Below are 25,145 nucleotides of genomic sequence, written 5' to 3' on the forward strand. Positions count from 1 at the left end.
GGAAAGCACGGGAATCTACAGGATGCAGGTCTATCGGCGGCAGGATCAGCTTCTTTGAGCTGGTCGTGGCGAATGCACAGTATATGAAGGCTGTGCCAGGTCGCAAGACGGACGTTCAGGACGCGGAATGGATTGCCGATTTGTTGCAGCACGGCTTGCTCACTGCTAGCTTTGTGCCAGGTCGGGAGCAGTAGGAGTTACGCGATCTGACGCGGCTGCGTATCAGTTTGGTTCAAGAGGCAGGATTTCCCGACCTCCTCAAGCTCACAATATGTTATATGATATTGATATACAAGTAAAGCTGATTTTGCTTGTATGTTGCAAAAAGAGACGAGGGCAAACTTGAAATTAATTATTAGTTACTTTATTGTACTTAACATCCTGACTTTTGTCGTCTATGGCCTGGATAAGCATTCAGCCAGAAATAGAGGACGAAGAGTTCCAGAGAACGTCTTATTGTTACTCGCATTTGCTGGCGGCACCCCTGCCGCCTATGTTGCACGAAAATACTTTAGGCATAAAACAATCAAACGCCCCTTCATCACAAGGCTGCGGCTTATACTCATCGTGCAAATATGTGTTTTGCTTCTCTATATTGTGTTATCTTTCCGTGGACAGGCTTAGTTTTCATTCGTTTGTCAAAGAGATCCAGATAGTTACTTTTTTAGATATTCTTTGATTTCCCTGGTCCTTCTCTTTCGCCCATCGAGCCACGTACACGGGTCATCGTTGCCGTATATCTGCAACTGAGACCGGTGCGAAGATCGGCATCACACGCGGTGAAGTAGTCTACGAGTTGTTCTACACGGCCTTGCCACGAGGGGCCTTCACGCCTGCTGATATCGTGGATCTCTAGTTGTATCCTGACTTATACGTTTCAAGCAGGCTCAGCAACCTGGCGTCCAATTGGCGCAGGTAATCTCTACCGTAGGGGCCATTCTCCAGAGTGTTCAACAGGTGCGGTGGAAGGTCCTGGGCGATCTCATGGCTACAGGAGCCAGCGGCCAGGGCAATAGTTGCCACCGTGTCCACATCGCCAGAGAACTGAATGCAGGCTTTAAGCAGGTTGCTCATAGATGCGCTACGGGTAAGAGCTGTAATGGCAGCCTGGACGCTCATCCATCCCTGAGACTTTACAGAACCTCGCCAGGGCGAGGACCAGCGACCGGGTACATGTTTTTCCAGGAAGGCCCCGAGATTCTGTTTGGGGCCGAGGTCATAGAGGAAATAATGCGTCATAAGCGAGGCCGCCACTGCCGCGTTAATGCCGCCGGGCGTGTTATGCGTGAGGGTGGCCTGAAAGGTGCAACGCTCGATTACCTGGTCAATGGATGGATAGATGCCAAGGGGCGCGGCGCGCATGGCGGCTCCGCTTTTATCGCTGACCGGCTTGATCTCCTTAAGAAACTGCTCGCCATCACGTACCTGCTGTAAGAAGTGGTAGAAGCCCGTGGCATACCCTGGGCGTGGATCACGCTTAAAGACCTCGACGAATTTCTGCGCCAGCGCGAGCGGCTCCCAGGAGATGTTTGAGACCATCGCTTCGGCGATAGCGAGGGTCATTTGCGTATCGTCGGTATAGGCGCCGGGGCGAATATTGTGGCGGGGATGCTGTACATAGCGGGTTAGGTTATTGTGCTGGCGAATCATCCCTATATCCGCATATTCAAAGCCAGCTCCATAGGCATCGCCGATGGCGAGTTCGAGTAACATCTAATAGTCGCTTTCTAGATAAAGGGGAGAAGCTGCGTAATTCCGTGAAGCAAGCGTGCACAAGCAGATTTTCTTGAAGAAACAATATCATGTGCATGCTTGCCTGTCAACGGCAGGAGCGGGCTTATACCGGATTTAGCTTTGCCGGGCCTTCTGCGCCTGTATGAATCCGGTTTCGTCTTTATATAGAGGCACTAGTGTATTCTTAGTCAGCCCGTGCCTACGTGGCACTCAGTTTGAAGCCACAAAGATACCGAAGTCCATGGTAATGGTGAGTTCCTGGTCTTGTTGCAGCAGGCGCTCTACAGCCTCCTGGGCGGCGTGCAGCTTTGTGGCATCCTGTTGCTCCTGCTTGCTCATGCCGGAGCGAACCAGGCCCAGGAGCGACTCGCGTTCATTGATCAATAGCTGTTTCTCCAGGCGATCTAGCGTTACGTGCGTGAACCAGTGCTCAAGTTGCTGGCCCCCATTTTCGATGCTAAAGCCAAAAGGGCTGCCCAGCCAGGTGCCATAGCCAACCTGCTGCATGATCGTCCCCAACTCCGCGATGGCCCTATCTCCGATCGTTGTAGCGTAGAAATTTCCGCCTGGCTTCAGCACGCGCCGCACCTCGGAGAACGCCTGGGCCAGGTTGGGAACATGATAGAGCATGGCGTTAGCGATCACGGCATCGAAATGGCCTGCTTCATAAGGAATAGCCTGGGCGTCAATGACCTGGTATGCGAAGTGCTCACCACCTTTTTCCAGATTGTGGCGGGCCGCCTCCAGCATACCCGGCGAGAAGTCCGAAAGCGTCACCTCCCAGCTTTGGGGCACACGATCCAGGTTCTCGCGCCAGAGAAAGCCGGGTCCGCAGCCCAGCTCTAACACACGACTCTGCTCTGGGATCTGAATATGATCAAAGATCCAGCGATACCACGAACCTTGCATAACGCCCATCCGCTGCAAGGTCTCCACGCGCAGCGTGAAGTTTGTCGCATCGCGATACTGATCTTTAAGTAGATACTCCTGATTCGCCATATCTGACATAGGTAAAGCCCTCCACATACTAACTTCTCATCATGCCTCTACCTTCATTCTACATACGGTCCAGATGCCGGAAAACATTGCATGATACACCAGCTCAGAATCTGCCAGAAACGCCATGCGCTGCTAAGGCAGCGCATGGCGTTTCTGGCTATGTACAAACAGCTTGTGTTTCTTGTCTAACTCTGCTATTGTGATATTTGCAAGCGTTTATGCGGACGCTTCTAGATGAGACGACTGTGATAGGAGGAGATCATGGCAAGAGACACACGCGCCCCACATGAGATTCTTGAGCATATCATCGAGGCGCGCGTCGCGCTCACTTCCGCCTTGTATGGCTTGAGCGAGGAGTGCTTGACGGATACCAGCGCCTTTGGTACCTGGTCGTGTAAAGAGATTATGGGCCATATTGGGCGCTGGGAAGAGGTCTGTTACCAGGTGATTCAGGATCATCTGAAGGGAATTGAGCCAACTGAGAATTACAGCCAGGAATTCCTGGCCTTTAATGATCGTTGGGAGTCTGAGCTGCGTACACTCTCGCTCTCCGAGGTCGTAACCCTCTTTGAAACCGCTCACTATCGTCTCTTTGGCCTGCTTAATCGCTTACAACCAGAGCAATGGGACGTTTTTGTGCGCGGCTGGACACAGGTCTGCACCTACGGTCACTTTGAAGAACATACCCACGAGATCCAGGCGTGGCGCAAATAGCCGCGTACGCCAGTAGCGGCTACTGGGGCGACGCCCTGGCATATATGGCTACTGGAGCGGGATATAGCCAGAGGTTTTGAGGGATATGAGCGTTGAGTTGGCCCAGGCGCGTACGCTATCGCAGTAGTTGTCGATGCCTGCGGCGATGACCTGGTTGGTGGTTATGCTCCATACTACTGGAGGATCGTAGGCGCCATGTGACTCGGGTGTCCCCTTGATCTTCCAGGTGCGTGCGCCTGAGTCGACCTGCGCGCCTCGCTGTTTGCGCACCTCCGTGGGGGTCGTGCCACGCTCCAAAAAGTCGGTGAGCAGGGTGAAACCTGCGCGCAGCCCTTCTGGTGAGTAGAGGCTCGGGTGTTGCAGGTGATAGCAGAGCACCGTAAGGTGGTGTACCGCCCAGTTTGCCGGTTGTTCGCTTTCCCAACCCAACATCTGGTAGAAATTCTCCTGGCACGTCTGCCCCTCCTGTATCTCTGCCCCACATTCAGGACAGCATTGTATCGTCTCCATTATGCATTCCTCCTCTTTTTCCTACTCAGTATAACCAATCCTGGCGGAAGAGCGCTACTTACGTACGCGCCTAGGGTGTGCGTCAACATTTTGCAAGAGCGCTTCTAATCCCATAGGCGCCCCGTTTACGGCGCGCAAGGCGATGTATCGCAGGGGTACAGAGTTGCGACCGATGGAAGAGCGTAATGTGGCTTGCCCGAGGGCGTCAGAGTGTTCTGGCAAGATGCTCTTCATGCTGTATTCTCGCGATACATCGCCTTGCACGCGATACATCGGGTGCCTATGGGAGACATTGTGCAAAAAGATGACGCACACCCACGCGCCTACACGATTCATGCCTGGGTAATGTCACCCCAACTAATGCCTATCTATTCTATCTTCTTTTCATCTGTGTAGGCGCGTACGCAAGTAGCGCATGTGTCCCTACAAAAAATAGCAAAATATTGTGAAAAGCTTGTTATCTGATGATAATACGCTTATACTAGATTCGTGGGAATCAGAGATTGCAACCCTTGAGGAGAGGCATTTGTTCGGCTGTTAGATTTGTTTATGCGAATGTAGAGGAGTTTGTACTAATGGAGCGAGCGGAGTGGCTTAAGGCGTGCCGCCAGCGCAACGAAACGCGGATGGACACGCTTATTTCTCCTATCTATGATGAGAATTGGGGCGGCTATATCAACGGGACACACCTGCATATGCTTAACCGGCTGCTGGATGCCTCTCCGGTGGGTGGGAGCGTGCTGGACGCGGCTTGTGGCACGGGAAAATACTGGCCAGTTTTGCTGGAGCGTGGTTTTACCGTTGTGGGAGTTGACCAGTCTCAGGGGATGTTACAGCAGGCGCAAGGGAAGCATCCAGAAGTTGCAGTAAGGCATGTGGGTATGCAGGAACTGGATTTCGTGGATGAGTTTGATGGGATTATCTGCCTGGATGCGATGGAGAATGTCTTCCCCGAGGATTGGCCACGCATTCTGGCTAATTTCGCCCGGGCGCTCCACCCCTATGGCTTTCTCTATTTCACAGTAGAACTGGAGAGTGAGGAGAACCTGCGCCATGCCTTTGAAGAGGGGAAGAAGTTGCAGCTACCACTCGTCTATGGCGAGCATGGGCACGAAGGCTATTACCACTATTACCCCAGCGATGAGCAGGTCTGCAACTGGTTTACCGGGGCTGGCTTCTCCCTGCTGAGCACTGATGAAGGCGATGGATACCTGCATTACCTTGTAAGTAGGCAGCACTGACACCAGGTAAGGGGCCGGAGAGCCTGTAGGGTCCATGCTGGCATGGACTGCGAGCGAAGCGACCTTCCTGCGTCAGGGAATCGGCCTGCGGACCTCGGAGTCCAAGCTAGCTTGGACCCTACAGACAGGCCATTTAGAAGGCCTCTGGAAGTAATAAATAGCCATAGGTGTTGACGCAATACACATAAATGCCTGTGCCTCTGAGCTTGCTTCGAATACGATCTATGTGTTTGTCCATCATCATACGGACCTTGGCATCCATTTTACAGTTATAGGCCATTGAAGCCAGGTTGGCGTAGGTGACCGGGTTGCCATGTCGTAATGAGAAGAGTAAACGGTACTCAGTCGATGTCAGCATAATCGTGGTATCGCCAATTGTTACCGCCCGCCTTTCTAGATCCCATGTCATATCTTTCACTCGTTCCCCCTTTTCTAGATCCCATGCCATATCTTTCGCTCGTCCCCCTTTTGCTTATAGGTTTCCATTGAATTAAAGTAGCGATTAGAGATTGTCATATGTAGAGTGCTTCCTTCCTAGTGCAATGTACAGAAAGGTTGATTTAGGGCTTTCGACCGACGCTGCTAACCCCCATTCGGGGGTTAGCAGCGTCGCCACCACACAGCTCAATACATCTGGACACTGCTTTAACCGATATGTGTTTGCATATGTGCAACTACTCAACTCGTTACTGCACGAGGAGTTCTCAGCGCCTGCGACGCTTCGTTAGGGTAGAGGATGCAGAATCTCTAAAAAATAAAAGAGCAAGTTCACAGATACTATAGTACCTGATTGCTTGCTCTTTGCGCTTTGAACTACTTCACAATTTTTGGGCATTTCCCAAGGGTAATGGGGTAATTAGTTCTCTTTCTTCTTTTGGCTTCCCTTTTGTTCTTCGGGCGATTTGAGTTCGCGTACTACGCGCTGTAAATCCTTATCATGGTGAAAGACGTCGGGGAGTGGTCCTTCAAAGGGGTTCCCATACACATAGAGTTGCTCAGGGTCGGATGTCTCCTCTATACCCAGGTTTTCGTCCTGTTCTTCTATCGTGCTACTCTCTTGAAAGAGGTCTATTAAATCGCTCTGCACATCAAAGGGGTTGGCGACCGCGCTTGGTTGTGCCCGCGTTGGCGCGATGGCTTCGATTTCTGCCAGGTTGTGCTTCTCTGTTGTTTGCTCTGTTGTGTCTTCGCTGCCTGATTTCTCCGCGCCTGCTTCGGATTGGAAAAATCCGAGATCTTGTAAGACTGCTGTCTGCTCTTGCTCGTTGGCTGGCTGAGCCTCCCGCTTTCTGCGAGCGGACCTGGCGATCCGTTGATGCTTAGCTGTATCTTCCTCTTCTTCAAAGGGGTTCTCAATCACACTTGTGACAGGAGGCGAAAGCAAAGCTTCTTCCTCTGCCTGGGCACCTTCAGCCTCTTCGGTAGTGGGAGCCTGTTCGGGCCTCGCTTCTGGCGTGAATGAGGGTGCGTGTGTCTCCACTTCTTCCTCAAAGGGATTGGCGAGCTTGAGATTGTGTTGGGGAGCCTGACTCGGGGTCGGACTGGACGTGAGCAATGATCCCACTTCCTGGCTGTAGTCCTGGTTTACAGGTATTGGTGTTGGTGGTGGCGGGAGAGGCTGTCTCTCCTGCTGTGTCCAGGTGCCGGACTGCATAGCCTGCGCTGGCGCCGCCTGTTGTTTGTATTGCTCTGCTGAGGTGACTGGAGGTGGCGAATACAGCGGAGCGACGGGCCACTGCTGACTATTCGCGACTGGCTGTTGTGCCTCACTCATTGGCCTGAAATATGGCTGTTCTTGCCCTGGCAGGCCGGGCTGAGCTTTGCTCGATTGAGAGAGTGCAACAAGAGCCAAAATTTCAGCACAAGCCAGCCTGAACCAGAGTATCCATGCCGCCAGGAGCAGAATTGACTGGAGGAATAGCCAGAAGGCAGGCAACAGCAGTGTTGCCTGCGGGTGGGACCATAAACTATTCCACTGCACACAGACACGTGTGAACTGTACCCAGGCTGTTGGGGGCCAGCCTTCCAGGCAGAGAATGAGTATCGCTGTCACCCCGATGGGGAGGCAGCGATACACAAGTTGTTTTTGTCGTGGCGTGTATGTTGGTTTTGACCTGCTCTGTGATGCCTGCATATGATTCCTCAGTCCCTACGACTCTGGTCGATAGGCGTAAGCGATCCCTGCACTACTGTCTGCCCATTTGGTGGCCTGCGCCCATTTTTCTGCGAAGCATGCCCATTCGCGAGATATTCTAGCTGTTCAATGCTATCTTCGATATTGTTCGCGTGAGCCGTGCTTGCCTGTAGGGTTGTATTCGCCATTTCGGCCTCTTTGGGAGAGGCCACGACCTCCATAGGTGTCCAGTTTTTGGTGGCGAAAAGCCCCTCGCCACGCCTGGCCGCCAGCAAGAAGTTGCGCTGTCCTCGACTCAAACGGAAGGTGCGTACCACCGATTCTATGGTTGAAGAATCCTGCTTCATCAAGAACTTCATGGTCGCCATGGCTAGAATTGTCCTGCCCTCTTCCGTGCCCAGGAAGTCGTCGGAGTTCTGGGTTGTACACCAGAGGCCGCCACCATACTTACGAATTCTCCTGGCAAACTCTGCGAGGAACTTCGCGCCTTGCGGGAACTGCATGAGCAGCCAGGCCTCGTCGATCAAGATAATGGTATTGCGATCCATCATTCCTTCGCGAGCCTGGCGCATCTTAGTCCAGAGGAACTCAGTGATGAGAAAGAGGCCAATGGGTTTCAGCGTATCATTTAACTCGCGAATATTGAAGTCGACAAAGCGATTATCCAGAATGATGCGTGTACGAGCCGGAAAGAGGTGCAGATAACGCTCAAGACGCTCGCTCAGGCCGAAAGTATCCTCGCCCACTCCGAAGCGCTGATCTCCACGTGAGGCGCTGGACATGATTACAAAGAACTCCTGCATATTGGGTGGAGTCCGATGATGGGTCGCGCTATCCATGGTGATGCCCCGGTTCTCATAGGTTTTGGTCAAGCACCTATAGAGGAAGGCTTTCTCTTTCTGGGTCAGGATACCGCTATCGGAGAGCAGTAGCTCAAGGAGACTGACCAGGTTGAGTAACTTCTCGCGGAAGAAATTGCCCTCATCGTCTTGCTCCTCCTGTTCGGTCTGGCCTGGGCGCTCGGCAGCGCTATACAGATCAAAAGGGTTGAGCTGTAACGACTCAGAGGAGAGGCGTACATATTGTCCATTGACCTGGTTGCAGAGATTGTTATATTCGGCTTCAGGGTCAATGACATAGACATTGCTCGTGGGGAGCAGGCGGCATGCCACTGTCTTGAGGAAGAAGCTTTTGCCCGCGCCAGATTTGGCGAAGACCACCATATTGGCGTTCTCCAACTCCTGGCTATTAAAGGGATTGAGAATGATCAGGCTTCCGTTAGGGTGAATGCCGAACATGACTCCCGTATCCATGCTGATATCGCTACCAGTAAAGGGATAGAAGGTCGCGGCAGAGCCTGTGCCAAAGAGACGCGCGCGCCCGAGTTGATTATCGCCATCAGGGAGGCAGCTTAAGAGTCCGGCGTGATGCTGCCAGTGGGCGGGCAGGGCTCTAAAATCAAGGCTGCGGATAGCCGAGATGAGGCGGTTATTGCGCTCGCTCAATTCGCGACGGGTGCGCGCGCGTACCTGTACGAAAAGCGACATGGTAAAGATGCGCTCATCCCCGCGTGCCAGTTTTTCGCGCAGGGCCTCAATATCATTAAGCGCGATAGCATCTGTGGGATCGGCGGATCTGCCCTGGCGCTGCGAGGCCAGAATCGAGCCACGGAACTCCGTCGCCTTCTTGCCCAGGCGCGCCGTGACCTGCTGAGGCGAGAGGGGCGAGATATGAATGCTAAAATCGACATGTGGCTCATCGACCTGGATGATAGCATCAAGCCAGCCAGGATAGACACTACGCGGATAATTGACAAAAGCCAGGGTGCGCACAAACTCGTGGCCCATCTCGCCCGCGATGCGCACATACCAGGGAAAGACCTCGATGCTACTGGGCGCGATAAGCTCAGGAACGCTCACAAAATCAGGCACTTTCTGTTTGGCCTTTTTCTCGCGCTTCCTTCCCTTCTTTCCCTTTTTGCCTTGTTGTTCTTCCTCCCTGGCGGCCTCTTCGTTTAACTCCTCAAGCGAATATGTCCCTGGATTGAACGGCGTCTGTTCGCGCGCTGAGCCCATCAGGTTATTTGCCCCGTTCACCAGGTTATCGCTCATGGGGAACTGGCGAGCCTCTTCCGAGAGAAGGCACTGCTGGTAGAGCTCGATAATCTCTTTATCATTCAAGCGGCGCCCGGAGAGTCCCAGACGCTCTAACTGGCGTAAGAGTTCTTCTGAGCGTAATTTGAGCTGTGTCTGGGCGTTGACCAGGGCCTCGGCTTGATTTCTGGTTATGGTGGCGTCCGCGGGAATAATAATATAGAAGTTGCGTTTTACCAGGGCGCGTTTGGATGCCAACTGGCGCACGAAGTGGGCGTGGTCATGCATGACGTCCGCGAGGTCGCCCTGGGTGTTTTCCAGGCCTCGCAGATAATTGTCGAGTTGATGTGGCAGATTTTTGATAAGGATCTGAATAGGGAATGACAAGCCATTGAGAAAGCTTTTAAAGCCCTCAATCAGCGCATCCTGATCTTCTTCAGACATAAGCGAAAAATTGACGGTCTGGATCTTGAGAATGGAACGGTATTCACGGACCTTCCTGCCGAAGCTTAAACACGCCACATCGCCCGCAGCTTCACGCAGTCGCACGAATGTCTTGATCACATTGCCGGTTCCACTTATCATCTGACTAGGTGTCTGCGGGACCGTTAGCATAATAGGAACTCCTTGCGCTATTCGAGAAGATCTTCTTCTTCGTTTATTTGCTGCTTCGTCTTTTTCTGTGTCTCCGCCAACGCGGGGTTCTCCCTGGTATCATCATCCTCTAGCGGTTTATAGATAAAAACCCTGGGCATACCGATATAGAGGAGCCAGCACATGGCCCACTCCTCCAGCGGACGTTCCGCGATAGGGACCATCGCGATCACAAGCGCTAGCAGGGCGGGGATGCAAGCGATAATCACGCTTGCCACGCCCCACAAAGCACCGGGCAGCAAGGGGGAGATACTCCCCCAGAGGGAGTATCCACCTACGATGCCACATACGATGATAAGCAGTTCCCGCCCGGTTCGCCCAAATATCACCTTTGGCTGCTCATTAAGAAAAGTTGGAATTTCCTCTTTTTGCATCAGTAAACTCCAATGCAATTACTTTTGGAATGCGTTTTGGAGAAGAGTGGAGAGGCCAGCCCCTAGTAAGATGATGATCAGGCCAATAACCGCCGCCGTCAAGGCCATATTCGACATAGCCACGCGCCGATCACTACCAAAGGAGAGTATACGCATAATGCCCGCGCCTATTATACCGATCAGGAAGATCGTAAAGCCAAGTACATAGACAAGGCTTCTGATACTATTTGCGAAATTGACAATATCCTTATAAGGATCACCAGTTGATTTAGGATCTCCAGGTGTTGGAGGGGGCGCCAGGTGCTGGAGGGTCGAAGAAATATTATTGAATACAGGAATAATCCCATGCACCTGATTCAAAACCAGGTGCGGATCAATCATCAGCTGGGTGATGTGAAGCAAGAACATAAGCTCGCCGTCCCTTTCTCTTTGATGAGTAATACCCTACCGTTGCATCTTAACTTCTATATAGACAAAAAGCAATCTACCAGTGCATATTAGCCATACAGAAGCTAAGATTCTATGAAGTACGTAACAAATTACGAGAATTTGTAGATTGTTGTGTTCCTTCCTCACGCCTCTCCATTTGGCATAAACTTTCTATAGGCACCACTGGTATAAGTTGCCCAGGGATGAAAGCTTGTGCCCTTGCTACTGATACGATAGGCCTGCTCAAACGAGCATTTAGGGTCAAAGGCACACGCATCGCTTACTTCGCTATGCCAATAATTGTTGATCTGCATGATGCCTCTATCTAAGGTATGGTGAGTATCAGTATTCCTTAGACAGGCCTTGGGATTGAGGCTACTCTCGGCATGTGCGATTGCTACAACCACCAGGAGCGAATGCCCGGTAAAGCCCGCCTGCGCGGCAAGAGCACGTGCTTGCGCATCCGAGAGCGGTGGTGCGTTTTTGTCGCATTTTGCACCTCCCGACGATCCCGCCGGGATGTCGGGAGAAACGATCGCAGTTGTGTCGCGCCCGCCATGTAGGCTGTATGGGCCAATTTGCGAAACCTTATTGCTGGAGTTCCCTTCAATACTAATGACTTTACCGTCTGGCTTCACCTCGACAATAATTCCGACATGACCATGCGGACCCTCGCCGGTGCTAAAGATAATAGCATCCCCTGGCTGTGGGTTCGACAGTCCTTGATGAAGGGTGCCATGTTTCCTTCCATAATCCATGAAATCAGGAACATAGGCTGTGCTATAGTCGATACCGGCCTGTCGCCAGGTCCAGGTTGCGAAAAGGGCACACCATTCCTCACAGGGGCCGTAGTGGTTGCAATTATTTCCCCACTCTTTATCGCCAAGCCGCGAACGCGCTGCCGCTACGATTTTAGCGCGAATATCAGAACCATCACTCGATGCATGGAAGGGATCGCCCCACTTCTGACTCAGGGCCTGGTTATGGATAAAGCCCTCAATGGTATATGAACTCCATCCAGACTGCATCAGGCCAGAAGAGTTGATTGACCAGCGCATAAAGGTGAGGTGGTCAGCCGCGTTTTTAGTATAGTTGTTGGGGGCATTGGCCTGGACCATATATACATAGCCGTTTTTTCCGCCCTGGGGGGGATCGACGCCAGCGACCATGGCGATATGCCCGGCGGGATTGGGACCTGCGAGCACCACCAGGTCGCCAGGAGACGGCATACCCGTGCCATTCGGGATATAATTCCAGCCACGGCTTTCATAGGGTGCGCGATTTGTCCAGTACTCGTGCGCAGTTGGCTGTCCTGGAAGGTCGACGCCTGCCACCAGGAACGTTGCATGGATAAAGTAGGCGCACTGCATGGGATCGAAGTCCGGTTCGTCCGGTATTGAACCGCCACCTTGCTGCTTCAACTTGTTTATCACGACCTGCATTACCGGGTTGCTGCGGTCAATGACATTGAGGCTGCCCTTTGAGTTCTCTTTCAAGACACGCTCAATGGCGACACCCACCAGGACCGCGTTCTTAGAATTGATCATCTGCATAAGGTCGCCATCGAGCGTGTCGCTAGAGGTTGCGGGTGGGTTCATTTCGCTGTCATAGGCAGTCTTCATATTGGCTGTCCACCAACCTCCAATGCCCCCCAGGAGGAAGATGCCCCCTACGAGGAATGCGAACACGTGCAGGCCCAGCGCGGTTACCACGCCTCCAAGGGAGCCTAGTATGCCGCCACCCCCACCCAGGCTCCTCAGTCCCAGGGCACTACTGCCTCTACTGTTACTCATAGGTTCCTTCCTCTCGTTCCTTTTCTAACGGACTGCCGCAGCGACGGATACCGCGCTAGATGCCACCTGGGTGATCATCTGGAACTGTGAAATTTGCATTGAGATGGTTGTTCCAACGGCATATCCCATCATCTGTCCAGTTGCCGTCAGAGTGCGCATTGGAGCATTTCCTATGAGCGAGGGAATACGCGCGACGAACCAGAGGCATGCGATACGCATAATGTCTCCCAGCGTTCCGTCCGACAGGTTGCCTATGGGATGCTGTGGATCGCCGCCCACAAAGGCCAACATATTCCCCAATAAGACCTGAATCACAATCAGGGCCACCACCATCAGAAATTGCACCATGACGGTCGAGATAAAGCCGTGAAGCCATAGGCGCGCGACGGGCTGTCCTACCTTGCCGGGTAAGGCCCAGCAGGCGATGCCAAGAGGGGCAGTGATGATATACAGGTTAATAAAGAAGAGGCGAATGATCATCTGGCCCAGGAACATCAAAGCCAGGATTTTTGCCGCCATTTGCGTGAAATCGCCCAATTTCTGTAGATTGTCAAAGAGGTTCGTGAAGTCTAAGCTTTCAGGTACAAGTTGAAAGGTGGTACCAGTGGCATCATTCTCACATGAGTAAATGATGGCATCTCCCATATTGTCAGGTCCACCATTCGAATCAGGAAGCACACCTCCCAAAAAGAAAAGGGTGTTCATATTTTGAGTTAAGTCATTTCGCGTCAACTCAAAATCTTGCAAAGGTACATGTGTATATTTAAAATCATTTTTGTAGACATCATCTATTTCTGCATTGAACTTTTTCCAGTCGTCATACCACTTCAATGCGTCGAGTCCCATGTTGGCAATGTCGGTTTTCATCTTGTCTGGCATTTGCTTGAGATCGGCCAGGTGTTGGGGCGTGATATTCTCCTGACCCTGGTTATATTGATTGATCATCCAGTTGGTATGAGCCTTGAGATGGTTAACAAGCGGAGCACCATCGCCATTGCCAAAGAGATTATACCGGCGGGTCGTGTCAAAGTTTACCTGCTTTATGCTACAGTGCATGTCTGGATTGAATTGTTTGGCATCAATGGTTGTTGAACTGGTGACTGGTTTACCATTGTCTACGAGCGCCTCGGGACCTTTCCACATTTTTACTGCATCTTGCCAGGAGGCATTGCCAGCGTTAGGTTCAAAGCTACTTTCCTCATCACGGTATGGGCGGGGGAAAAAGAGGCGTAAGGTGAGATCTTTCTTGTCGCCAGCGCCAAAGCCAGAGCCTGTGCGATGAATATTCTTATTTGTTAGTGCGAATGTGTAAATGCCTTCGGTCATGTTATTGTTGAGCCCGATTACCATGGTCATAAATACCAGGCTGATGTGCACTACAATGATCGCGAGCAATACTCCAGGTAAGTTTTCAATCGCGCTGGAATAGCGAAAAACACTGCCCGCGAAGATCAATTTCAGCCCATTGAGCGCGATAATGAGCGCGAGTAGCATATCTACAAGGACGAGCATCAATTGCCAGAGTGCTCTGACGCTGCCATTATCGACGGTGATATCGGCAGGAGTGAGAAAGAAGAGCGCATTCCCTTTCGAGATAGGATTCTGGATCTTGTTATCGCCTGTGTAGGTCCCAGGGTTTTCATTTCCCTCCAGACAGTTTTTATCATATGGTACGGGGGTACCAGGAACAGGGGTAATGGCACAGGGATTAGGTCTATCAGACGTGAGATGAGAGGCCTGCTCAAAGGGAGCCGAGATGGCGTTGACTCCCATTATGGTGTCTGGCAATTGTAGGTGTGGCGTGGCAGTGGTGATAGTGTACTGGAAGGTAGGGAGCAGCCTGAAAAAGAGCATGCCCATATTTGCTGTTAACACAATACATGCCAGTGCCAGGTACCACCACCAGCGTTTCTTCTGCTGTCCGCGTTTGAGCGGGCTTGTTCTTTTTATCTTTAGCATATGTAAGCTCATCTTTTTTTCAAGCTGACCGACTCAATAGTAGGGTCCAAGCTGGCTTGGACTCCGAGCGTAGCGATCTCCCCACTCTGGGACCGGCCTGCGGGCCGAGCGAGTCCAAGCCAGCTTGGACCCTACAGCTGCCCTAACGGGCAAATGAGGCTACGATTCCGACAGCGCTGGTGACCGCTTGCATGACCATTTGCGCGCGTGCTATCTGTCCTTGTACCGTGGTTACAGCCACCTGTCCCATCATCTCTCCCGCCATTGACATGATGTGCATGGGAGCATTACCAAAGAGCGAAGGCATGCGCATGACAAACCAGATACAGGCGATGCGCATAATCTCGCTCAGAGTGTCGTTTGACAGGTTGCCTATGGGATGATTGGGATCGCTTCCGACAAAGGCCAGCACATTTCCTAACAAGATCTGAATCGCGATCAGAGCTACTACCATTAGAAACTGCACCAGGACCGTCGAGAGAAAGCCCTGCAGCCAGAGCCTGGTCACCGATTGTCCTATCTTGCCCGGCAAGGCCCAGCAAGCGATGCCGAGTGGCGCCGTAACGATATACAGGTTAATGAAGAAGAGGCGCACGATCATCATTCCCAATAACATCAAGGCCATTAGCTTGCTAAATACCGATACGCCACTTATGAGATCCTGTAAATTTTTAAAAAGATCCTTGAAGTTCAGGTCATCTGGCACAAGCTGAAAGCTATCTCCTGTCGCATCGTGTTGGCAGCTATACTCAAGCATATCGCCTTCGTGCGGCGGTACACCTTGCAGTAGCTTGTGAATATTGGCGCGTAGCACGCCTTCGCCGCCGCGACCATAGCGATCATCCCCCAGGCGGTTTTTCTCGGCCTGTGGTATATCCTGACCATATTGATTCCAGGCATCGTCCATCTGTTTATCCCAGGATTCCTGGGATGGAGTTCCTACAAAGGCATCGTTATACCAGGCCAGGCGATCACTGCCGCTGCTGAGCTCTTGCATATCTCTATCGATGCCCGTCAATATACTGTCCAGTGCTGTTTGTACGCCATCGGGAACCTTTGAACCATCATATTTTTTTAGATCATCGTTGCGTTGTTTAAATAGATTGTATAAACCACCATTTTGATAGTCGCCATTGGGGCCAAATATTTGCAGCCTTAAATTGCTATCAAAGTTTGTCCACTCCCAGGTGCAGACCAGGTCCTTAAACTGCTTCATGTCTTGATCTGTCTGAGGCGTTCCCCACTGTTTCGCGGCCTCTTGTGGGGTAAGGTTGGGATCTTTGTTAAAGCTTGAGCTCATTCTTTCATTGTATGTGGGAAAGAGCACGTGCAGGTACAAATCCTGGGTCTTGCCACCATTTTTAAAGCCCGAGGGCGAGCGTTGAAGAATGGAGCTGTTTTGCGTGAAGTTATAGATGCCCAGTGTCAGTGAATTGCCGAGAGTGAGCATGGCAAGTATGAAGGCTAAACTGACATGGGCCGCGATAATGGCCAGGAGGACTCCTGGGAGGTTTTCGATCGCCTGCGAATAGCGAAAAGTTGTTCCCGCCATAAGGACATACAGGCCATTGAGCATAAGCGTTAGCACAAGGAGAATATCGACAATAGCCAGGATCGACCCCCAGAGCAAGTTTATCTGGGGATTGGCGATACTGACTTCGTAGGGCGTAAAGAAGAAGAGAAGGCTTCCTTTCGCGATAGGGTTCTGAATTTTGGGATCTGAATTCTGTGGCGTATAGGTGCCTCTCCCCTTGATATTATCCAGGCATTGCTGAAGTTGTTGAACAGACTGTTTACAGGCCTGGGCAAGATCAGTGCATGGTTGGGCGGTGGGATCATTTTTACAATGATCCACGATATTCTGTACACACTGAGTATACTGAGTGGCATCCTGTATACCCCCGCAGGGATCGGTTGGCGTATCACTAAGCGATAGAAGATGCTCAAAGGGCGCCGCCAGGGTTGCCAGTCCAACCAGAGGGACCTGCTTTCCTTGAAGAGGGGCAGCAGTTGGTAAAGATGCTGAATGCGAAGAGAAGACCAGAAAGCCCAGGATCATATTTACCACGACTAGCGCAATAATCAGATCAAGGAAATGCCACCATCGCCGCCTCCGTTGCGACTTCGTGCCAGGCAAGAGCAATCGTTTTATATTCATAAGCATTACTCGTTGTCGTTTTCTCTTTGCATGTTTAGTATTCTGTTCAATTTCGTTTGAAAGGGATTTCTACCGCCTGCGGCGGTAGGGGAAAGGGACGCAGAGGGGCGTCAGCCCCTCTGCACTCCCCACTTTTCCTTAATAGGTCATCTAGCGGGCAGAAGCTGCCATAGAGACCACGCTTGATGCTGACTGTATGACAAACTGGGCCTCTGCGACCTGGATCGCTATTGTAGCGCCAACGGCCTGGGCCATTCCCTGTCCCGCCAGGACCATAGAGCGCATGGGTGCCGTCCCCAGGAGAGAGGGGATACGAATAAGAAACCAGAAAAAGCAGAGGCACATCAACTTTAAGAGCGTAAAGGTATCGAGTTGTCCCGGCCCAATGGTCGTGTTCGTCGTGCCGTTTGTAGGCGAGATGAAATGCAGTACTGCGGCAGCCATCAATTGCATTACAATGAGCGCGACCACCATGACAAATTGCACCATGACGGTTGAGATAAATCCTTTGAGCCACTGGTTGGTTACTGACTGACCAACCTTGCCAGGCAAGGCCCAGCAGGCTAATCCAAGCGGCGCCGTAACGATATAGAAAATAATAAAGAAAAGGCGGATGACCATCTGAGCCATGAGCATCAAAGCCATAATCTTCAGGATTATTTTTAGTCCATTGCCTAAGTCCTGTAGGTTATCAAAGAGGCTGGTGAAATTGAGATCGCTTTGCAGCAATATGGTTCGTACGAGCATATCAGTTGGAACATTCTTGCAGTAATAAGCCCCAAACCAATGGTGATTCTTCATGAATAACTCATCGAAAAACCCTACTGCCGCGAGTAGTGGGTTGCCAGTTGCCGTGCCAATCGCGGCAAGGACTTCTCCTTTATCCAGGTAAAAATGGCAATTATTTTTTTTAATATCATCTGGAAGGTTATCGTATTCGGGCGTATTATCATGCCCTCTACCGATAACAATATTGACCGTGTATGGAGTGTTACCCTCGCTTACAGGTACCCCATTCTGTTGAAAGATGTATTTGCCCGCCCACTGGTAGGTATCATAAACGAGGATATTATTCAGGCCCAGTATGGCCATGATAAAAGTTATGCTGAGGTGGGCTGCGATAATCGCGAGGAAGATGCCAGGCAGTTCCTCAACGGCCTTGTCAAAGCGGAAAACCATACCTGAGAAGATGACCCTGATGCCATTGAGCATGAGAATAAGCACAATAAAAACATCAACTATCATCAAGATGCCTGTCCATAGCTCGTGTACCTGGGGGTTATCGACCGTGTCTTTGTAGGGGGTATAGAAAAATAAGGCGCTATTATCAGCGAGGGGATTCAGGACAGGCGATTTGTTATTTGGGTCCTTTACGCTATTTTTATAGGTATCCCCATTATCATCGAAAATACCCTCCAGGCAACTCCCATCCAGGTGCTCTCCAGTTGTACACTGGGGGCTGGGCTGGGGATCCTGTGAAGGTGGTGGTGGTTTTACGTCCTGGGTGCTATTGGGTATGGCTGGAATAGCCAGGCTTGTCTGCCTGCCTTGCTTCATTTGTGAAGGGGTTGCCTGGGCAGGAGAAACAGGTGTCCTGGGCAGCAAAAAGATCAGAATCAGTACGATATTGAAAATTACAAATACAATGATGAGATCAAGATATGAGAGCCAGCGACGCTTTTTTCGTGGCCCCGCTTTTGACTTTGGCACACGCTTTTCTTTTATTCCCATAATGCGACCTAATTTCATGCATATCGTTTCGTGTATATAAGCACATCTGCTAGAAAATGGCAAGCTCTGGCCGAAAATGGCTATTCTGGTATACATGCATGAATAGCACTGAATATGTAAGTTGACCAGAGCAGGCTAGAGTCGCGGCAATCCTTCACATATGACTGTGTATTAGCTAAATGATAGAGCAATTTGCTGCGAACAGGTAGGGGTAAATAGGGACAAAAAGTTTCCCCATTTATACCTAGGAAAAACAATGTTTTTATGCTATTCTGGCAATTGTATAGGTATAAGTACAAGATGCTTTTATGTGGCGAGCCAGTCTTCTTCGTGAAAGGTTGCTTCTATGGTTCCCGGATTTGATGTTGAGTCATTGAACAAGCTAGGGAAGCTCATCGCCGGGCTTGAAAGATATAATTTAGAGGGGTCCGCGCCAGAGACTTTTGATGCCGTAGATCTACTGGAAGAGGGGGAACAGGCCTTCTTCCAGGTAAAGAGTTTGACAAACTTCTGGAGTCAGAACAAGGAAATGGACTTCGCGCATCATGTGGTGGACATCGTTATGGGTGCCCATCATCAGCGCCATGCCGATTTAAGCTTTCTTTTGCTAGGGACGGAAGCAAAGCTGGCTGTGTATATATCGTTAGGAACTGAGAAGACGACCAGGAGTATTCTTGAGGGCGTCTTCCCTGGAATTGTGCTAGAGCCAGTGGCTACTCAGGATCTCGCGGCTTTACTACGCTTCCCATTTAAATCCCAGGGAATCTTGACAGGCATCCCCAGTCGGAAGGCCTTCGATCCCGATCGTCCCTCTGCCCAGAGTGAGTCGGGTGCGCAGAATGTAACCCATGCCGTGAATGGGGCTAAAGACCAGTCTCAACTGGAGCGCGTCATCCGGGGTATGCATAGCGCGAATTGGGCCTATATGGTCCAGGCTCACCCACGACCCCGGCAGAAGGTTGTCGAGGAGCGTATGCGTACCGTCGACCTGCTGACCCAGATCACGACCCGTTCACATGTTCAATGGTCATCCACAAAGCAAGAGAACCAGCAGTTTACCTCCATTGATTCGGGTGCACAGATAAAAAGCTTCAGTGGCGATATGATTAACTATCGCGCCCAGTATCTCAAAAAATTGTTAGAGCGTGAGCTTGAGCGCCTGGACCAGGCGGCCGCGGCCGGACAGTGGATTGTCCATTCCTACTTTGGGGCTAGCACGGCTGATGACGCCCAGCGCCTGGCCTCACTCTTGCTGGGAACTCTGGCCGGTACCGATTCGCGTCCAGAGCCATTGCGTGCCTTCACCTGTGAGAAGTATGGAGCCTCTCTGGAAGAGTACTATACCTTTCTGAGTTCACAGGAGGTCGCGACGCTGATCCAGCTTCCACGGGAAGAGGTGCCCGGGTACGCGATCCACGATTATGTCAAATTCGATGTCGATTTCGACGCACCTGAGAGCGGCAATTTGCCCCTTGGCAAGATCCAGCATAATGGGCATGACTCACAGGAGACCTTCGATATCTCCCTGGATGCCCTGACCAAGCACGCGGTCGTCATTGGCGTTACAGGTAGCGGCAAGACGACGACTGTGATGAACCTGCTCGACCAGGCGGTAGAGGCAGGCAAGCCATTCCTGGTGATTGAACCGGCGAAGACCGAGTATCGCGCCTTACGTAGTGCCCTTGGTGATCGAGCCGATCTGCGCATCTATACGCTCGGTAATGAAATGGTGGCGCCCTTTCGCCTCAATCCCTTCGAATTTGAGGTGACAGACGAGCCTGGTAGCGGCGCCCTGATGACGCATATCGATTTCCTGAAGGCAGTCTTTACCGCGGCCTTCCCCATGTATGCGCCCTTGCCCCAGGTCTTAGAGACTGCGATCTACGAAATCTATGAAGATAAAGGCTGGGATGTGACCAGCGGCACCAACAGGCGCCTGACCAGGTGGACGGAGCGCCAGAAATACCCTATCTTCCCGACGCTGGCCGATCTCGACCGCAAGGCCCAGGTTGTCGCTGATCGCCTCCAGTACAATCCCGAGGCGGATGCGCATATTAAGGCCTCGCTCAAAGCGCGTATCGGTTCGCTGCGCATTGGCGCGAAGGGTCTGATGCTCGACTGCGCACGCGGTATCCCCATGGCCGAACTGCTAGCGCGCCCAACGATCCTCGAACTTGAGCATATCGGCAATGACGACGAGAAGACCTTTATCATGGGCCTCTTGCTTTCCCGCTTGTACGAATATCGTCGGCTCCAGACGGATAGCGTGAATGGCGGCAATAAGCTGACTGGGCAGGGGCTACGTCACCTGATCGTCTTTGAGGAGGCCCATCGCCTGCTCCAGAATACCGGCCCGGTCATGCCCTCGAATCCCGACTCGGCGAACCCGCGCGCCCAGGCCGTCGAGGTCTTTACCAACATGCTCTCCGAAATTCGTGCCTACGGCCAGGGAGTGCTGGTCGCGGAACAGATTCCCAGCAAGCTCGCACCCGATGTATTGAAGAATACCAATCTCAAGATTGCTCACCGTTTGATCGCGCAGGATGACCGGAAGAGCCTGGGGCAGACGATGAACCTGACGCCCGCGCAGCAGATGCACCTGGGAGTGCTCACGCCCGGCCAGGCCGTGGTCTACGCGGAGGGCGCGGACCACTCCTACCTGGTGCGCATGGAAAACTACAAGCGCAACTTGCAGCCATTATCCGACTCTGACCTCAAGCGTATCAGCCGGAAATATGCCTCGGTCAAGCCGTTCCAGGCTATCGTGGATTATGATGCTTACCAGATCCCGCTGACCCTGATGGGAGGCCCAAATCCTACCCTCTACCAGGCTGCCACCAGACTGCTGGATATGGAGCAGACCCAGTGGCTCTGGGCCAATCTTCTGCTACGCCTCGTCGCGAATCCTGAGAGCTTATTGAGAGTACTTTTGCGTTTTATTGAGAGTATAGAGACTGAAATGACCTATCTCTCTACAGAGCAGCAAGACGAACTCTTGCGGATGGTCATTGTCCAGGGGTGCGCGCAGGCCATCCAGGCGCGAGGTGCTAAATTTGGCTGGTCGTATCCTGTAACCGAAGAATTACGTTTAACGCTCACCTATGGGCTTGTGATAATGTCCAATGGTTATCAAACGTTAAGCGTGGAAGGTGCGCCCACCTCTGAAGAGCAATTACAGCAGATTCAGGCTGAACTTGAAAAGGGTGGGGAATACCTGGATCAATTTATCGCTAAATATACCCAGCTCTCACAGCGCAGACATGGACCCTTTAACGGATGCGCCATCTGCCAGGCCAGGTGCCTGTATCGCAGCGATGTAAGCACCCTGTTGACACCCAGGGATATCCAGAGGTTGCATGGCGAGCTTCTGGATGAAGCACATACAACAGTGGAGGAGCGAAATGTGGGTGTAATGCAGGCGGCTACAAGCCTTGCTCAAAGCTGGCTAGCAAGTGAGGAGGTTAATGATGCTCTGGTGGGCGTAGGCTACTGCATGGTCTTACATGCTATCGCCAACGCCGACATGAGCGAATATGAACGTGTTATCGTCAGCGACGGATTACAAGCCTACTTTGCGCCGCAGGATCAGGATGTAGAAGAAGAATAATACCCGGCGCCTATATTCGGGAGGGGGATGTGTGATGGGATGTTTCATTACTCAACAATGGAGAAGTTGTTTACAGTTTTTGCAAGCAATAGGAGAGTAATTGAGATGCCAAATCCTGGTTTTAAAGCCCCTGGTATAAATTCTGGACCTAAGGCGATCACGGCGAAACCCCCGCTTAAAGCTCTTCCATCGGGTTCGGCACCCAAGGCGCTCACGGCTAGTCCGGCTCCTAAGGCGCTCACAGCGGCTCCCGCGCCCAAGGCAATCACAGCTGGTCCGGCACTAAACAAAGGCTTTAATATGCGTATGCCGTCCCGGGGGGCATGGTAAACAACCATCCAGGGGCAGCCGGAAAAGGCCTGAACAAGCCCACACCCACGCCGGGGCCTGGCGCGAATCTGGCCAAGCCAAATGCCGCGCCGGGACCTGGCGCGAATCTGGCCAAGCCAAATGCCGCGCCGGGACCTGGCGCGCCTGCGGCCAGTCCCCCCCCCCCACAAGGGCCTGGCGGGAATGCGGCCAATCCCCCCCCCCGCAAGGGCCTGGCGGGAATCACGCCAGTCCCCCGTCTCCTTCGGGGGGCCCTACGATTAATATTTATAATCAAGTTATTAATCAGGTTAATATTAATCAGGTTAATATTAATCAGGTTAATAATCATTATAATGTTACCAACAATATTACTATCAACAATCCAGCGCCAGCGGCACAGGCGGGTGGCGCTGGGAAGAGAGATTGGGGAAATGCAATAAAGACGATGGTGGACGAAGCAGCGAAGCTCGCCAATTCTGGTTTAAACCTTATGGAAAAAACATATGGAGCAGGCATGAGGGTTGTAGAGACCGCGGCAAAGTAGTAAGTTCGCTCGCCCGGGGTGTGGGTGTAGTGTGTACTGGCGGCCGCAGGCCGTCAGTACACACTACACCCACACCCTGAAGGGTGAATCATAACTGGCAAGGAGGCAGAAACGTGCCGTTGATAAAGTGTGATACCTGTGGATACCGTAATAAGTCGTCTGGTGGGTCACAAGTATGTATCAATTGTGGCTCACCCCTGTCATTCAGGCAGGCAGCGGCACAAGAATTTGCACCGGATGTAGTTATAGTGCAACAGGCGGACTCTCCAGGCATGGCACCCTTGCTTCCTGCGAAGCATTCTGCTTCAACACAGCCGCTCTTACCAGTGCCTATAGATCAACCTTCACAGCCTCCGCTTGTTTTGAGGGAGCTTATGGGACTTGAACCTCGCCAGGATATATCACCCTACGCGGTTGTGGATCCATCCCTGGCGCCCTACGATGCCTCCTCAAAAGATATGTATGCTATTGCGCGTGAGGAGCGAGGACTGCAAGCGCTGACTTCTTCACAGCCTCCATGGCAGGTTGATAAGCTGCCTACGGGTTTTCCCCACAGGCCGCCAGAGCTCTGGGGCAAGGTGATACTGGTACAATCACAGCTGGAGAATCCCCCTCTAGCTGGTTTAGGCTTCTTTCTACGCCTGCTACGCGATGTTCTCTGGCCCGTTCCGAATGAGGTACGCTCTAAGGAACAAGAAAAAATTATGATAACGACGATACGTGTGCGTACAGAGAATGGCCAGCCACAGGATGCGCGTATACATGGCTATCTGCGTGGTGCCAATGTCTCACTGGGAGATACAATCTCCATCTGGGGAAAAAGAGGGCGTAGAGGAGCCATCTATATACGGAGAGCCTATAACCATACGGTCCAAGGGGCTGTCTCGACTTCGGCGATGATAGGGTCCGCTCAATTCTTTCTCTTGCTCATCATTGTGGCTATTGTTGGTCTCCTGGCCCTTTTATGGCTCAAGGTACCTATTCCATTTTTACCGCATTTGTCATTACCATCCCTGCCTGGACAATAAGACCCAGGTTATAAGGAATTACCTTATGTCATCTTTATTTATTCAAGATACATTTGATACGGCTCGCCTGACTGCTTACTATCGCGCCTTAGAAACGGAGCGCCCTGGCGGCCTCTTTAAGGACGAGTATGCCAGACAACTGGCGGGTGAGCGTGGAGCCGAGGTTATGCACTCTCTGCCGCGTGGCGAGCAGGAGAAATGGTCGCTGGTTGTACGTACACATGTGTATGACGAAATTATCCAGCGTCTCATTGAGCAGGAAGAGATCGATACGGTCGTCAACCTGGCCGCTGGCCTGGATACGAGACCGTATCGCCTTTCGCTACCGCCCTCGCTACGCTGGATCGAGGTTGATCACAGCGATGTGATAGCCTATAAAGAGGCGCAACTGGAGGGGAAAGAGTCACATTGTGCCCTGGAACGCGTCGCGCTCGATATTACTGATTACCAGGCACGCAAAACTTTTCTCCAACGTGTCAACCAGGACGCTAAGCGAGCACTCATTTTAACTGAGGGACTACTCATCTACTTATATCCTGAGCAGGTCGTGGCCCTGGCGAAAGATATCCAGGAGTGTGAACATCTCGGCTGGTGGTTGACCGAGTATATCTCACCCTTTGCCCTCAAACGCGATGATGCTTACTGGAATACCTTCGTGGCTGATAGCGTCAAGACGCGTTTCGCCCCCGAGGGGGGCCTGGCCTTCTTCCAGCGCTTTGGCTGGCAGTCCGAGGAGTTCCATGGGCCGCTACAAGAGATCCTGCGTTTGCGATTGCCTATCAAATTGAACTGGTTTATACGTGTGCTGCTCTTCTTAGGTGGCAAGAAGCCTGATCCAGCCGCAGGTGGCTTTGTCTTACTCAAACGCATTGCGGAAGAAAGCACGGTGGGGGAAAGCAGCACGGTAGATGTGCCATCCCAGGAGCCAGAAAAAGAGGATGTGAAATGAGTAGATATCGAGACGAGGAGCAAGATGATGAGCAGCACCAGGCGAATTTTAAACTCTGGCTGTGGCTGCTGATTATCCTCTGTCTAGCAAGCCTGGGTTCGCTCTTGCTGGCACCACATTTTATGCCCGGCCTTTAAGACCTGGGAAGACCTGAGAGGCCCTCCGATGCCTGCCTGATACGA

21 protein-coding genes are annotated in these 25,145 nt (G+C 51.9%); 9 read left to right on the top strand and 12 right to left on the bottom strand.

Annotated elements, in window-relative coordinates:
- Positions 1 to 65: 65 nt before the first annotated feature.
- Positions 66 to 194 (top strand): hypothetical protein, encoded by a 129-nt coding sequence (locus JMJ04_RS48150; RefSeq protein ID WP_268887378.1) that lies wholly within the window; start codon positions 66 to 68, stop codon positions 192 to 194.
- Between the two features lie 121 nt (positions 195 to 315).
- Positions 316 to 624: a DUF1294 domain-containing protein gene (locus JMJ04_RS48925; protein ID WP_420799512.1), complete on the top strand. Its 309-nt coding sequence runs from the start codon at positions 316 to 318 to the stop codon at positions 622 to 624.
- A 228-nt stretch (positions 625 to 852) separates the two neighbouring features.
- Here the strand turns inward: JMJ04_RS48925 and JMJ04_RS27615 are convergent, their stop codons facing one another.
- Complete coding sequence (locus JMJ04_RS27615; RefSeq protein WP_201373627.1) at positions 853 to 1,713, bottom strand: ADP-ribosylglycohydrolase family protein; 861 nt, start codon at positions 1,711 to 1,713, stop codon at positions 853 to 855.
- Between the two features lie 231 nt (positions 1,714 to 1,944).
- Positions 1,945 to 2,742: a class I SAM-dependent methyltransferase gene (locus JMJ04_RS27620; protein ID WP_201373628.1), complete on the bottom strand. Its 798-nt coding sequence runs from the start codon at positions 2,740 to 2,742 to the stop codon at positions 1,945 to 1,947.
- Between the two features lie 252 nt (positions 2,743 to 2,994).
- Here JMJ04_RS27620 and JMJ04_RS27625 point away from each other — a divergent pair, with 252 nt between their 5' ends.
- Complete coding sequence (locus JMJ04_RS27625) at positions 2,995 to 3,447, top strand: DinB family protein (RefSeq protein ID WP_201373629.1); 453 nt, start codon at positions 2,995 to 2,997, stop codon at positions 3,445 to 3,447.
- Between the two features lie 48 nt (positions 3,448 to 3,495).
- On the opposite strand, the gene JMJ04_RS27630 is transcribed toward JMJ04_RS27625, so the two are convergent.
- Positions 3,496 to 3,957, bottom strand: coding sequence for a DUF5946 family protein (locus tag JMJ04_RS27630; RefSeq protein ID WP_201373630.1), 462 nt, complete (start codon positions 3,955 to 3,957; stop codon positions 3,496 to 3,498).
- 575 nt (positions 3,958 to 4,532) lie between these two features.
- On the opposite strand from JMJ04_RS27630, the gene JMJ04_RS27635 reads away from it, so the two are divergent.
- Positions 4,533 to 5,198 carry a class I SAM-dependent DNA methyltransferase gene (locus tag JMJ04_RS27635; protein ID WP_201373631.1) on the top strand — a complete coding sequence of 222 codons (666 nt, stop codon included), beginning with the start codon at positions 4,533 to 4,535 and terminating at the stop codon, positions 5,196 to 5,198.
- 133 nt (positions 5,199 to 5,331) lie between these two features.
- Here the strand turns inward: JMJ04_RS27635 and JMJ04_RS27640 are convergent, their stop codons facing one another.
- The 9 genes from JMJ04_RS27640 to JMJ04_RS27680 form a co-directional block, all read right to left on the bottom strand.
- Positions 5,332 to 5,616 carry a helix-turn-helix domain-containing protein gene (locus JMJ04_RS27640; RefSeq protein ID WP_201373632.1) on the bottom strand — a complete coding sequence of 95 codons (285 nt, stop codon included), beginning with the start codon at positions 5,614 to 5,616 and terminating at the stop codon, positions 5,332 to 5,334.
- Between the two features lie 438 nt (positions 5,617 to 6,054).
- Complete coding sequence (locus JMJ04_RS27645; RefSeq protein ID WP_201373633.1) at positions 6,055 to 7,332, bottom strand: hypothetical protein; 1,278 nt, start codon at positions 7,330 to 7,332, stop codon at positions 6,055 to 6,057.
- Between the two features lie 8 nt (positions 7,333 to 7,340).
- Positions 7,341 to 10,040 carry a VirB4 family type IV secretion system protein gene (locus JMJ04_RS27650; protein ID WP_201373634.1) on the bottom strand — a complete coding sequence of 900 codons (2,700 nt, stop codon included), beginning with the start codon at positions 10,038 to 10,040 and terminating at the stop codon, positions 7,341 to 7,343.
- 17 nt (positions 10,041 to 10,057) lie between these two features.
- Positions 10,058 to 10,453 carry a PrgI family protein gene (locus JMJ04_RS27655; RefSeq protein WP_201373635.1) on the bottom strand — a complete coding sequence of 132 codons (396 nt, stop codon included), beginning with the start codon at positions 10,451 to 10,453 and terminating at the stop codon, positions 10,058 to 10,060.
- Positions 10,454 to 10,471: 18 nt separating this feature from the next.
- On the bottom strand, positions 10,472 to 10,861 hold the full coding sequence (locus JMJ04_RS27660) for a pilin (RefSeq protein ID WP_201373636.1): 390 nt from the start codon (positions 10,859 to 10,861) through the stop codon (positions 10,472 to 10,474).
- Positions 10,862 to 11,025: 164 nt separating this feature from the next.
- A complete protein-coding gene (locus JMJ04_RS27665; RefSeq protein WP_201373637.1) occupies positions 11,026 to 12,675 on the bottom strand; it encodes a CHAP domain-containing protein in 1,650 nt (549 codons plus the stop codon).
- A gap of 24 nt (positions 12,676 to 12,699) precedes the next feature.
- The gene (locus JMJ04_RS27670; RefSeq protein WP_201373638.1) at positions 12,700 to 14,634 is read right to left on the bottom strand and encodes a hypothetical protein; all 1,935 of its coding nucleotides are present in this window, start codon (positions 14,632 to 14,634) and stop codon (positions 12,700 to 12,702) included.
- Positions 14,635 to 14,776: 142 nt separating this feature from the next.
- Positions 14,777 to 16,792, bottom strand: a complete 2,016-nt coding sequence (locus JMJ04_RS27675) for a hypothetical protein (RefSeq protein ID WP_201373639.1) — start codon at positions 16,790 to 16,792, stop codon at positions 14,777 to 14,779.
- Positions 16,793 to 16,942: 150 nt separating this feature from the next.
- Positions 16,943 to 18,502: a hypothetical protein gene (locus JMJ04_RS27680; protein ID WP_201373640.1), complete on the bottom strand. Its 1,560-nt coding sequence runs from the start codon at positions 18,500 to 18,502 to the stop codon at positions 16,943 to 16,945.
- A gap of 367 nt (positions 18,503 to 18,869) precedes the next feature.
- Between JMJ04_RS27680 and JMJ04_RS27685 the strand changes: the two genes are divergently transcribed.
- From JMJ04_RS27685 to JMJ04_RS27705, 5 genes are all read left to right on the top strand, one after another.
- A complete protein-coding gene (locus tag JMJ04_RS27685; RefSeq protein WP_201373641.1) occupies positions 18,870 to 22,130 on the top strand; it encodes an ATP-binding protein in 3,261 nt (1,086 codons plus the stop codon).
- A 105-nt stretch (positions 22,131 to 22,235) separates the two neighbouring features.
- Positions 22,236 to 22,460, top strand: coding sequence for a hypothetical protein (locus JMJ04_RS27690; RefSeq protein ID WP_201373642.1), 225 nt, complete (start codon positions 22,236 to 22,238; stop codon positions 22,458 to 22,460).
- Between the two features lie 900 nt (positions 22,461 to 23,360).
- The gene (locus JMJ04_RS27695) at positions 23,361 to 24,014 is read left to right on the top strand and encodes a hypothetical protein (protein ID WP_201373643.1); all 654 of its coding nucleotides are present in this window, start codon (positions 23,361 to 23,363) and stop codon (positions 24,012 to 24,014) included.
- Between the two features lie 25 nt (positions 24,015 to 24,039).
- The gene (locus tag JMJ04_RS27700; protein WP_201373644.1) at positions 24,040 to 24,963 is read left to right on the top strand and encodes a class I SAM-dependent methyltransferase; all 924 of its coding nucleotides are present in this window, start codon (positions 24,040 to 24,042) and stop codon (positions 24,961 to 24,963) included.
- Positions 24,960 to 25,100 (top strand): hypothetical protein, encoded by a 141-nt coding sequence (locus tag JMJ04_RS27705; RefSeq protein WP_201373645.1) that lies wholly within the window; start codon positions 24,960 to 24,962, stop codon positions 25,098 to 25,100. The genes JMJ04_RS27700 and JMJ04_RS27705 overlap by 4 nt, the downstream gene beginning before the upstream one ends.
- Positions 25,101 to 25,145 lie beyond the last annotated feature (45 nt).

Origin of the sequence: Ktedonobacter robiniae (assembly GCF_016587375.1) — a bacterium.
Classification (GTDB): Bacteria; Chloroflexota; Ktedonobacteria; order Ktedonobacterales; family Ktedonobacteraceae; genus Ktedonobacter; species Ktedonobacter robiniae.

Coding starts and splice junctions, on each gene's coding strand:
- JMJ04_RS48925 (WP_420799512.1), top strand. CDS start 316: ATGTTGCAAAAAGAGACGAGGGCAAACTTGAAATTAATTATTAGTTAC.
- JMJ04_RS27615 (WP_201373627.1), bottom strand. CDS start 1,713: ATGTTACTCGAACTCGCCATCGGCGATGCCTATGGAGCTGGCTTTGAA.
- JMJ04_RS27620 (WP_201373628.1), bottom strand. CDS start 2,742: ATGTCAGATATGGCGAATCAGGAGTATCTACTTAAAGATCAGTATCGC.
- JMJ04_RS27625 (WP_201373629.1), top strand. CDS start 2,995: ATGGCAAGAGACACACGCGCCCCACATGAGATTCTTGAGCATATCATC.
- JMJ04_RS27630 (WP_201373630.1), bottom strand. CDS start 3,957: ATGGAGACGATACAATGCTGTCCTGAATGTGGGGCAGAGATACAGGAG.
- JMJ04_RS27635 (WP_201373631.1), top strand. CDS start 4,533: ATGGAGCGAGCGGAGTGGCTTAAGGCGTGCCGCCAGCGCAACGAAACG.
- JMJ04_RS27645 (WP_201373633.1), bottom strand. CDS start 7,332: ATGCAGGCATCACAGAGCAGGTCAAAACCAACATACACGCCACGACAA.
- JMJ04_RS27650 (WP_201373634.1), bottom strand. CDS start 10,040: ATGCTAACGGTCCCGCAGACACCTAGTCAGATGATAAGTGGAACCGGC.
- JMJ04_RS27655 (WP_201373635.1), bottom strand. CDS start 10,453: ATGCAAAAAGAGGAAATTCCAACTTTTCTTAATGAGCAGCCAAAGGTG.
- JMJ04_RS27660 (WP_201373636.1), bottom strand. CDS start 10,861: ATGTTCTTGCTTCACATCACCCAGCTGATGATTGATCCGCACCTGGTT.
- JMJ04_RS27665 (WP_201373637.1), bottom strand. CDS start 12,675: ATGAGTAACAGTAGAGGCAGTAGTGCCCTGGGACTGAGGAGCCTGGGT.
- JMJ04_RS27670 (WP_201373638.1), bottom strand. CDS start 14,634: ATGCTAAAGATAAAAAGAACAAGCCCGCTCAAACGCGGACAGCAGAAG.
- JMJ04_RS27675 (WP_201373639.1), bottom strand. CDS start 16,792: ATGAATATAAAACGATTGCTCTTGCCTGGCACGAAGTCGCAACGGAGG.
- JMJ04_RS27685 (WP_201373641.1), top strand. CDS start 18,870: ATGGTTCCCGGATTTGATGTTGAGTCATTGAACAAGCTAGGGAAGCTC.
- JMJ04_RS27690 (WP_201373642.1), top strand. CDS start 22,236: ATGCCAAATCCTGGTTTTAAAGCCCCTGGTATAAATTCTGGACCTAAG.
- JMJ04_RS27695 (WP_201373643.1), top strand. CDS start 23,361: ATGGGACTTGAACCTCGCCAGGATATATCACCCTACGCGGTTGTGGAT.
- JMJ04_RS27700 (WP_201373644.1), top strand. CDS start 24,040: ATGTCATCTTTATTTATTCAAGATACATTTGATACGGCTCGCCTGACT.
- JMJ04_RS27705 (WP_201373645.1), top strand. CDS start 24,960: ATGAGTAGATATCGAGACGAGGAGCAAGATGATGAGCAGCACCAGGCG.